This window comes from Actinomycetota bacterium (assembly GCA_030019255.1).
Taxonomy (GTDB): Bacteria; Actinomycetota; Geothermincolia; order Geothermincolales; family RBG-13-55-18; genus Solincola_A.
This window is the reverse complement of sequence record JASEFK010000004.1, coordinates 267,484-276,067: the sequence shown is the minus strand read 5'-3', so window position 1 is coordinate 276,067 and position 8,584 is coordinate 267,484. Positions and strand designations below refer to the sequence as shown.

General features: G+C 63.1%; 4 protein-coding genes and 1 tRNA gene. 1 reads left to right on the top strand and 4 read right to left on the bottom strand.

Features of this window, described 5'->3' with window-relative positions; translation table 11 throughout:
- The first annotated feature begins 169 nt into the window (after nucleotides 1-169).
- Nucleotides 170-262 (top strand) — tRNA-OTHER (locus tag QME84_05485).
- Between the two features lie 662 nt (nucleotides 263-924).
- Here the strand turns inward: QME84_05485 and QME84_05480 are convergent.
- The 4 genes from QME84_05480 to QME84_05465 form a co-directional block, all read right to left on the bottom strand.
- Nucleotides 925-4,587: an Ig-like domain-containing protein gene (locus QME84_05480; GenBank protein MDI6873716.1), complete on the bottom strand. Its 3,663-nt coding sequence runs from the start codon at nucleotides 4,585-4,587 to the stop codon at nucleotides 925-927.
- Between the two features lie 23 nt (nucleotides 4,588-4,610).
- A complete protein-coding gene (locus QME84_05475) occupies nucleotides 4,611-5,135 on the bottom strand; it encodes a hypothetical protein (protein ID MDI6873715.1) in 525 nt (174 codons plus the stop codon).
- 368 nt (nucleotides 5,136-5,503) lie between these two features.
- The gene (locus QME84_05470) at nucleotides 5,504-6,028 is read right to left on the bottom strand and encodes a hypothetical protein (protein ID MDI6873714.1); all 525 of its coding nucleotides are present in this window, start codon (nucleotides 6,026-6,028) and stop codon (nucleotides 5,504-5,506) included.
- A 284-nt stretch (nucleotides 6,029-6,312) separates the two neighbouring features.
- Nucleotides 6,313-8,094 (bottom strand): PKD domain-containing protein, encoded by a 1,782-nt coding sequence (locus QME84_05465; GenBank protein ID MDI6873713.1) that lies wholly within the window; start codon nucleotides 8,092-8,094, stop codon nucleotides 6,313-6,315.
- Nucleotides 8,095-8,584: the final 490 nt, after the last annotated feature.

Genomic DNA, 8,584 nt, shown 5'->3' with positions numbered 1-8,584 from the left:
CCTTGCCCTGCGCGTGGAATTCGGAAGCCGTGAAAAAAATAGCTTTGGAACGAGTAAGGGAAGGGCCTCGGGTTGAGCGAAGAAAGTTACGAATTGGGCGAGGAAAGATATTAAATATGTTAATATATATTATAATATTATTTTTGGGTTGAATGTTACCGGGTCCTATGGGGGGCACGGGACTGGGTCCCCCGCGGGCTGCAAACCCGTTGGCCGGCCGTGAAAAAGCCGGGGTGGGTTCGATTCCCACTGCCCCCCTCCAGCTCCGCCGCTGAGCCCATATCATGTTCTCCTCCCCTTCCTCTTCACACCATGGAGGCAATCCATTCGAGGGACATCCCACCATGGGATACGTCAATTTCGAGGGAAATTTTTTCTGGGACACAACCCATTCCGGGAGGGAACCAAGACAGGCCAAATCCTTCTTCCTCACATTTATGGTGTGCTTCGCAGGCAGGAACGTCCATCTCCAGGGAGGAACTCGGGTTAGGATAAACACCCTTTCCTCCATGGTGGTGATGCCCTGCAGGTAGAAACATCTATCTCGAGGGAGAACCGGGTTAGGATAAACCCTTAACGAAATTTCCGACTCTTTTTTCTCGACCTCCCGCATATTCTCGCCCTCATCCTCTTGGGCGTCGTGGAGTTTCCATTCCTTGCCCGAGGAATCGGGTGGCTTTTACCGGCCCTTCGCCTTTGCTGGAAAGGTTGGCGGCCGCTTACGCGAGGCGTGGGCACTCGAACCAAAACGGTATACCGAAACAGGGATCTAACCCGTTGCGCGGATGCGGCTCGGATGAAAGAGCCCCGCCGGAATCGGCGGGACCCTTTCCGCTCCATGCATCGGCTCATTCCCTTAGGCAGATCGACCCTACGCTCCGCCACCTCCGCCCGAGGTTAATACTCCGCGTTTCGCATTCATGCTCAGGGGTTGAAGGTATATCCTGACAAGGTATCCCCCGCGGGCAGGGAACCACCGTAGAGGCTGTAGATGGGCCGCTCGGCGATGATCGGTCGGTCGCTCATGACCTCCACGGAGACGTCGTGCCCCGCGCCCACGATGTCGTTAACCTTCACGGTCACCCGGGTTCCCGGTGGTACGGGGACGGCGCGCAGGAGCTGTGAGGAATCTTCCAGCATAAAGCGCAGGGATACCCGCGCCTCCTCCTCCCCGGGGTTCATGAGGCAAAGGTATTCCTCGAAGCCGGTCCTGGTGCAACCTTCAGCGAAGTACCAGGAGGAGCCGGCCTTGTTCACCCCCATGGCGTTGGAGCCCTCGTCTATGGAGGATGCGTAAAGGAAGTACATGGGCCTCTCCACTACGATGGGCAGGTCGGACCTCACGCAGGTGGAGACGTCGTGCTGTCGGGCCACGTCGTTGTTCACGTTGACCGTGAAGCGGGAGCGCGGCCTCAGTTGGTATTCCCTCTCAATGCGACCCCCGTCCTCCATGACGTAGGTTATCCTCGCCTTGGCCTCCTGGTCGTTGGGGTTCATGAGGCATATCCACTGGTTGAACCCGGTACGGGTGCACCCTTCGGCGAAGTACCATTCCGTCTCCGGGCGCCCGGCGCCCATGACGTTGTGCCCGCCATCCCACATCCCCTGGTAGAGGAAGTACACCGGGCGCTCGGCCACCACGGGAACGCTGGAGGTGACCTGCATGGACACGTCGTGCCCCTCCCCCACTTCACGGTCCACCATCACCGTCCCCCGGCTCCAAGGGGGCACCCGGTAGACCCGGCCCAGATAGGCCCCGTTTTCCAGCATGTACTCCACCTGCACCACCGCTTCCTGCTCCCCGGGGTTCTGCAGGCACAGCCAGGTGTCGAAGCCGGGGCGGGTGCAGCCCTCGGCGAAATACCACTCCCGGCGCGGGAAGTGGGCCCCCTGGGCGGTGTGCCCGCCCCGCAGGGGGTTGCCGTCCTGCCCCCGGTAGGTGAAATACATGGGCCTCTCGGAGACGATGGGGCGGTTGGAGGTCACCTGGATGGAGACGTCCTTTCCCGTGCCCACCACGCCGTTAACGTAGATGGTGTAACGGGAGTGAGCCGCCACCAGGTAGGTCTGGGCCGGGGCCGCGCCCTGCCCTTCCCCCAGCTGGTAGTTGATGCTCACCACCGCCGGCTCGTCCCCGGGGTTCTGCAGGCACAGCCAGGTGTCGAAGCCCTCCCGGGTGCAGCCCTCGGCGAAGTGGTTGGTCTGGCTGATGTTGTTGCCCACGAAGACGGTGACCTCGCTCGCGGCCTCCGGCTGGAAGCGATTCCCGGCGGCATCCCAGACCTCCACCCGCAGGGTGTGGTACCCGTTCTTTACCGTGGAGGTATCCCAGGAGACCGCCCAGGGAGGCTCGGCGCGCTCACCGATCCTCTTTCCGTCCACGAAGAAGGCCGCCCGGGATACCAGCAGGTTGTCTCCCACTTCGGCCTTCACCGGGACTATGCCCCGCACCCAGTCCTGCCCCCGGGGCTCGAGGATGCTCGCCGTGGGGGGCGTGACGTCGCGGTAGAAGTCGACCGGCTGGGGACGGAAGGTACGCCCGGCCCGGTCCCTTATTTCCAGCTGCAGGGTATGGCGCCCCTCGGAAAGCCCGGCGAGGTCCAGGGTGGCGCGAGTCTCGGAGGTGGTTTTCACCACGTTTCCGTCCACCAGCCAGGTGAGGGAGGCCACCCCCGACACGGCGTCCTGGCAGGAGGCCTCCACCTCCATAAGATCCCGGAAATAGGCACCGTTGGGGGGAGCGATTATGGAGCCCACCGGGTCAGTGTAGTCCGCCCGGTAGGCATATTCCATGACCGGCGAGGCGTTGCCCGCCCGGTCCTCGACGTAATAACGGATGACGTGTTCTCCCTCCGGGAGGTCGAAGGGCTGGGAGAAGACCGTCCAGGTAGGCGTGTCGTCAAGGCGGTAGAGCGCGCGCTTAATGCTGGAGAGGTTGTCCGAGCCGCCGACCGCGGGTCCGGTGCCCGGCCGCTCCCGGTACCAGCCGTTGTCCCCGTCGGGCGGGGATATGGAAAGCTCCGCGGTGGGCGGGGTGCGGTCCACGCACACGTTCCCGTATATGTTCTCCGAGGTGCGCATGGCGGTGTCCGTCACCACCACCTTGAGGTCGTACCGGCCCTCGGGGACGCTCCCACCGGGGAAGGTCATCTCCCAGGGGGCGTCCGGGTCCCTCTTTCCGCCCGGCCATTCCAGCCATTCCCCGCTTCCCGCCGGCCGGTAGTAGAAATCGGCGTGCAGGATGCCGCGGTCATAACGCTCCGATTGGGGAGCCAGAAGCCACTCGGCGGTGCGGTCGAATTCGTCGAAGGCCTGCGCCCGGACGGCGAAATCGGAATTGTGGTAGGCTCCGGGGTTCTCCAGGGACACGGTGGGATCCGCGTCATCCTCGCGCTTGGTCATGATCACCGCGCGGGGTCCCGTTCCTGCCGCCGCTGCGTAGAAGCGCTCCCCATCCGAGCAGCAGTCGATGCATCCCGGGTGGTCGTAAGGCATGTTGAGGTAGAAGAGGTCGTCGATGTGTTTCCATGAGTTAAATTCTCCACTGTGTGTATTTACTAGTCCACCTCCCTCCAACCCAACAGATCCACCAGATTGCCTAAAAACTACAAAGGTACCTTTTGTTTGTGAAGTTATTTGCGGATAAGAATAATGTGCAGAAAAATAACCTATTTCTACTCCCTTCTCCCAAACTCCATTATAAAAACGGGAATAACGAATCCTATGATTTCCGCTTTCCAAGTGCTTCCCATCGGCGGCCACCATGGCCCGCCGGTCGACGCCGTCCCTCCATACCGCCACCTCGGGCCAGGAGAGGTCCACGCCCCCCTCGGTGGGAATTATCTCGTAACCCCTCCAGGAGAGGCCGGCGTCCTCGGTCAAGGCCTGCCATACCGGGTTGGGAGGGCCCGACTGGCGCACGTAATAGATGCTGGCGTTAAGCTCCCCGCTGCTCTCCAGGCAGGGCTGGGTGGCGGGGACGCCGTCATCCGCCCCCGAGGCGCAGGACACGGAGAGGGGGGTGAGCTCGAGGTCGAAGCGCCGGTAGAAGACCTCGTTGCGCCCCGTGTAGTCGGAGACGTAGGCGGCGTGGAGGACGTTTCCGGACAGGGCCAGGTGGGCCTCGTAGTTGTGCCATCCCGGGGAGGAGTCCATCCAGGTGCGCCAGGTTTTCCCCCGGTCGGTGGAGAGGGCCAGGACCAAGGCCCACCTGTTACCTACCAGCTCCTTCCAGGAGAGGGCCAGGCACCCGCCTTGGGCCTCCAGGTATGCGTCGCAGGCCGGGCGGGAGGGGTCCAGGTCCATCTTCCTCACCCTCTCCCAGCGCAGGGAGGATCGGTCCGCAGCGCGGTAGAGCCACACGTCCGCCCCATCGTCCGCCGCCAGGTAGAGGTAGTCCCCGTCCCAGGCCAGCTGCACGTGGCGGGGGTTGGGGAGGTCGATTACCGCCTCCGCCGACCACCCCCGGTACCCGTCCCCGGGGCCGGGGTAGGAGACCGCCACCCGGCGTACGGGAAGGAAGGGCAGGAGGACCAGGCAGGCCAGGACCGGGAAGGCCGAGAGGAGCCGTCTCGCCTTTGACTTCATCCCGCGCACCCCCCTGGCACGACTCAGGGAACGTAGGGGGCTTCCGCTTCCGTGTAGCCCAGGGACTGGCTGCCCCCGGTAATGCCGCCCGGGTAGTGGAAGTACATGGCCCGCTCGCAGATGATGGTGGCCTCGTTGGCCCAGCTGCCCACCACCACGGAGACGTCCCCCTCGTAGTTGTACTTCTCCTTGAGGATGTGCTTGACGTTTACCGAGGCCCGCTGGCCGGGCTCGAGTTGGAGATAATTAAAACCTATCATTCCATTGGGGCCGTAATATCCCAGGGTGATAAAAGCCACCTTTCCCGTTCCTCCAACGTCCGGATGTGGATTGAAGATGAGGATGTACTCCTCGAAGCCGGGGCCGGTATATCCCTCCGGGAAGTACCAGGTCCGGGAGCCCACCCCCTCCGTTCCGTAGGCCCGCGCCCGCTCCCCCCGGAAGAGCCCGGCCAGGCAGAGGACGCCCAGGATGCTTCCCGCAAGCAGGAGGCAGGAGAGCGCTCCGGCCAGGATCACCTTGCGTGGTTCGATGACCACGATCTTCATCTGAGACCTCCTTCCTTTTCCGTGGACTCCCTGAAAGGACGAGCGTCCTCCTTCACCGGGCGTCCCCGTTCATCTCTTTCCCGTCTATCTCCATCGAGACCTATGCCCATCAGCGCGGCTTAGGAAATGGAAAGGTTTCCGCCGACCAGCCCCGGTAGCCCTCCCCGGGGAGTCGGGTAGGAAAAGGTCCCCCTCTGACCCCGGAGGGGCCAGAAGAGGAGAGTTGACAGGGCCACCCATATCCCTCCTTATCCCCTTTATCAAAAGTTGCCATTTAAGATGCAGGAAACAGGGCGTGACAAGGCTGGGGCCGGAAAGAAGAGCGACATCTCCTCAAACTTCTCGCCATGGGGCACCCCCGGAACGACTCAGGGAACGTAGGGGGCTTCCGCTTCCGTGTAGCCCAGGGACTGGCTGCCCCCGGTGATGCCGCCCGGGTAGTGGAAGTACATGGCCCGCTCGCAGATGATGGTGGCCTCGTTGTCCCAGCTGCCCACCACCACGGAGACGTCCCCCTCGTAGTTGTACTTCTCCTTGAGGATGTGCTTGACGTTTACCGAGGCTCGCTGGCCGGGCTCGAGTTGGAGATAATTAAAACCTATCATTCCATTGGGGCCGTAATATCCCAGGGTGATAAAAGCCACCTTTCCCGTTCCTCCAACGTCCGGATGTGGATTGAAGATGAGGATGTACTCCTCGAAGCCGGGGCCGGTATATCCCTCCGGGAAGTACCAGGTCCGGGAGCCCACCCCCTCCGTTCCGTAGGCCCGCGCCCGCTCCCCCCGGAAGAGCCCGGCCAGGCAGAGGACGCCCAGGATGCTTCCCGCCAAAAGCAGGCAGGAGAGCACCCCGGCCAGGATCACCTTCCGGGGCTCGACCACCACCACCTTCATCTTGAGACCTCCTTCCTCCGGGGAAACGTACCTCCGGAAAACCTCCGTTGGAAACGCTTCCGCTTCGCATCCACAAACCCATCTATCTCGCTTAACGCCCGTTCGGTACTCCGGTCATGCTCAACCGCGTTCCGCGAGGCCTCACCCAACCGGAGGGCTACCAGGAAATATTTACCAAGCAATCGCCTCCGCCTCGTTGACCACGCACCCACGGCTTCGCCGTCGGCGCAACAAGGCTTCCTCTCCGTATCAATCCCGCCTCTTTTCCCGCCGCTTACGAAAGCTCAGTACAGGGTCACGTAATGGGTGACGCTGGCCATGTTGCCCCCGTCGTCGGTGACCGTGAGGGTCACCGCTATCCTGGCGGGTATGAGATTGCTCTCGAAGACCTGGTAAAAGGCCTTTGCTCCACCCCCGCAGCTCCACTGGTAGGAGACGATGTGCCCGTCGGGGTCGTAACTGCCCGAGGCGTCGAGGTACACGCGCAGGGGAGACTGCCCCTCCGACGGGGTGACGGTGAAGCAGGCTACCGGGCGCTGGGGGCTCACCGGGCCCTCGCCGCCGTTCGCCTTTTCCCCGAGTGGGGGTTCCGCCCCCTTCACCACCGGGGCGCTGCCCTGTGCCGGGATCACCGGTGTGCCTTCCTCGCCCGCCGTCATCCCGCCCTCCTCCGTTACCTCCACTCCACCGCGGCCCTCCGCTTCCGCCGGACCCCTCCGGGCCTCCTGGAGCGCGAAGAGGGCCCTCCCGCCCCCGGCCTCCGAGGCTCCCCATCCCAGGACGGGATCCATGCTCTCGCCCTCCCTGGCCGCCACGAAATAGATGGGCAGGGAGAGAAGCAGTCCGATGCAGGCCACCAGCGCCGCCACCCGGAACGCCCTCGCCATTGCGCCCCGCCGGGAACGGGAAAACCGTCCGGCCCGTTCAACCCCGGAGTGAACCACACCGCTCGTCTCCCCTCGCGCAGAACTCCCCCCTCCGGCGACCTCCATCCACCCCGAGTCAGCGACAAAGCGGTCTTTCTCCCCCGCGGCCTCCGGCTCCCGCTTTACGGCACGTGTCCCGGCACCCACACCCGGCTCGGGGAAATCCTCGAAGGGGCCCTCGTGACCCGCCAATCCGGAATGCGCAAACCGTCCCCCCGCCGAGTCCTCCACCTCCGGCGCCGGCAACTTCACAGCCGAGGGGCACGAGGCTTCCCTTCCAGGTTCTTCCTCCACCCTGGAATCCTCGCCCGAGGATTTGCTCCGCCGCTTCCTCAGCGCCGACCTCAAGCGGCCTTCGGCCCCCTCCTCGCGGGACCGCGCCTCGACGAGCGCCCTTTCCAAATCCTGCCGGAGGGAAACCATCGCCCCGACCATTCCCCCATCAGGCGCGCCCGTCCCCTGCCCGGCAACCTCCTCGCAGGCCCGGGCCAGCCCCAGGATGGCTCGCCCCAGTGGCGAGGCATCCCCGTCCGCCGCCGAAGCGTGGAGCCTCCCGGCCAGTTTTCCGAGGGCGTAAAGGTCCGCCTCCGGTCCCGGCAACCCGCCGTCCATGAGGGCAGGATGCAAATAGGAGAAATCGGGCGCGCTTACCATTTCCAGGAAGGAATGGAAGAATTCCGCCCGCAGGGCGGGGTCCTTCAGGGTCACCGACCGGCGCGGGAGGTAGAAGATATTGCGGGGCTCGAGGAAGAGGTGGAGGAAGCCGGCCCGGTGCAGGCCCTCGAGGGCCGAGAGCACCCCCCTCAAGATATGGATCACCTCCTCGCAGGTCAGGAAAGGCCTCATGCGCAGGTAGTTCTCCAGGGAGGGCTCCCCGAGCTCCGGGAAAGCCAGGTAGTATCCCTCTTCCCCGTCCAGCAGCCCGCCCTCCAGGGGAAGCAGAACCCCCTGGGCACCGCTTTCCGCGAGGAGGTTGGCGGCCTTCAGGTATTCCAGGCCCAGGATGCCCAGCCGGTCGCTGACCTTGACCACCAGGCGGCGGCCGTCGAGGATGTCTTCAACGATGTGGGTGAAGGCAAGACCGTTGCTCCCCCGGGTCTTGAGAAGGGAGAACCTCTCGGCGATTATCTCTCCGCCCATGTGCCCCCTAACCCCAGAGTCTACCGTTTCCGTTCCCACAAGGCGCAAGCAAACCAATATTAGCGGAGAGCATAGAAGTTGTCAAGATATATATGTTGGATAACTTATAAATATCCAGGCTTGGCTCAAGGCGAGGTTTTCTTATTATACAACAACATAATTACCATAGAAGTTTATTTCTTGCTGCTGTTTTGAACCGGGGAAACCTCACCCAAGTTTGATCTTATTTCCACCCGTATTCCGGTGAGGCTCTTTTCCTCTCGTGGAGGCATCCCCCGAACCCGTTAAAACCTTGCAAGAACCCCGCATGAGTGGGATTCAACTCCAGGACATCGTGCGCCGAGCACGTCACCGGAGAGGTTGTTGAAGTGAAACACGGCGGCAAAGTCCAGGCCTTGAGCCACGCATACGCACGCTGCGTCAAAGCCTCAGAGGGGGAAGGGTTCGAAGCGGTCGGCGGAGGCCTTGCACACCGGGCAGACCTGGGGAG